The organism is Azoarcus taiwanensis, assembly GCF_012910885.1.
Classification (GTDB): Bacteria; Pseudomonadota; Gammaproteobacteria; order Burkholderiales; family Rhodocyclaceae; genus Azoarcus_F; species Azoarcus_F taiwanensis.
In genome coordinates, this window is the sequence record NZ_WTVM01000256.1 from 1 (window position 1) to 1,585 (window position 1,585).

The window sequence follows — 1,585 nt, forward strand, 5'->3', positions numbered from 1 at the left end:
GGTCGAAGGCTCCGCCGGCATCGACCTCCTTCCACAGCGCGGCGACCACCTGCGGATCGCGCCCGACCAGGTCGAACACGAAGCGCTCGAAGTTCGATGCCTTGGAAATGTCCATCGACGGGCTCGAGGTGACATGCGTCTCGGCGGTACGGCGCGGACGATAGACCCCGGTGCGGAAAAACTCGTCCAGCACGTCGTTCTCGTTGGTCGCCAGCATCAGGCGCCCGATCGGCAGCCCCATCTGCCGCGCGATGTGCCCCGCGCAGATATTGCCGAAATTGCCCGACGGCACGCAGAACGCGATCTGCTCGTCGTTGCTCTGCGTTGCGGCGAAATAGCCCTTGAAGTAATACACCACCTGCGCCGCCACCCGCGCCCAGTTGATCGAATTGACCGCTCCGATCTTGTAACGCGCCTTAAAGGCCGCGTCGTTCGACACTGCCTTGACGATGTCCTGGGCGTCGTCGAACATCCCGGTGACCGCGATGTTGAAAATGTTCTCGTCCTGCAGCGAATACATCTGCGCCCGCTGAAAAGCGCTCATCTTGCCGTGCGGCGACAGCATGAAGACGCGCACCCCGTGCTTGCCGCGCATCGCATACTCGGCCGCCGAGCCAGTGTCACCCGAAGTCGCACCCAGAATGTTGATCTGCTGGTCCCGCTTGTCGAGCACATACTCGAACAGGTTGCCCAGCAACTGCATCGCCATGTCCTTGAAAGCCAGAGTCGGCCCGTTGGACAACTCCAGCAAACCCAGCCGCCCAGGCTCCAGCCAACGCACCGGCGTGATCGCACTCGCATCCTCTCCGCCACGCGTAAAGCGATAGGTCTCGGCGGTGTAGGTCTTGCGGCAGATCGCCGCCAGATCGTCCGCCGGAATGTCGGTGATGAAGCGCGACAGAATCTCGTAAGCGAGCTCGTGGTAAGGCAGCTTGCGCCAGGCATCGAGCTCCGCCCGGGTCACCTGCGGATAGCGCTCGGGCAGATACAGACCGCCGTCGGGCGCCAGGCCACCAAGCAGAATGTCGCAAAATTCAGGTCCGGCCACCTGGCCGCGGGTGGATAAATACTTCACGGGCGCTCTCGCTCGACGATGGTTGCTTGACGACCGCGCATTATCCGGGCGGGTCGGGTCGATGTCCAATCAAGCGCGAATTGCCGCAGCGGGCTCGGCGCTCTCGCACACGATGCAGCCCGATACGCCCTGGACTCACTGCTCACGCGACACGATCAACCGGCCGGGCGGCATTGGCCAGGAACCGTCATTCGCCGACACGGCCGCCTCTCGGGCAGGTAACCATGTTGAGCGGTCACACAGCGCAGCAACCGGCTGACTCCCCTTCGGCCTGACCGGCCATTGGGCCTCGACGCTACCAACGGCAGCAACCAGTCGTCAGCGGTCGTGCCCCAGAAACTGGGGTCGGGTGACCGCTTGTTAGTTCAGCCTACAGCCGAATCCGACCCAGAGCTGAAGTAGCCATTAAGTTGCTCAACGACAGCAAAGCAGGGATTCCCGCTGTACTCGGCTACAAGGTCACGCAGTCAGCTCTCGCGTTAGTTCAGGATGCCTGACAATCAGGCGTAG

General features: G+C 62.6%; 1 protein-coding gene. It reads right to left on the reverse strand.

Annotated elements, in window-relative coordinates:
• Positions 1-1,075, reverse strand: a 1,075-nt coding sequence (thrC, locus tag GPA21_RS20130) for a threonine synthase (protein WP_168989838.1), incomplete at its 3' end; no start/stop codon positions are given.
• Positions 1,076-1,585: the final 510 nt, after the last annotated feature.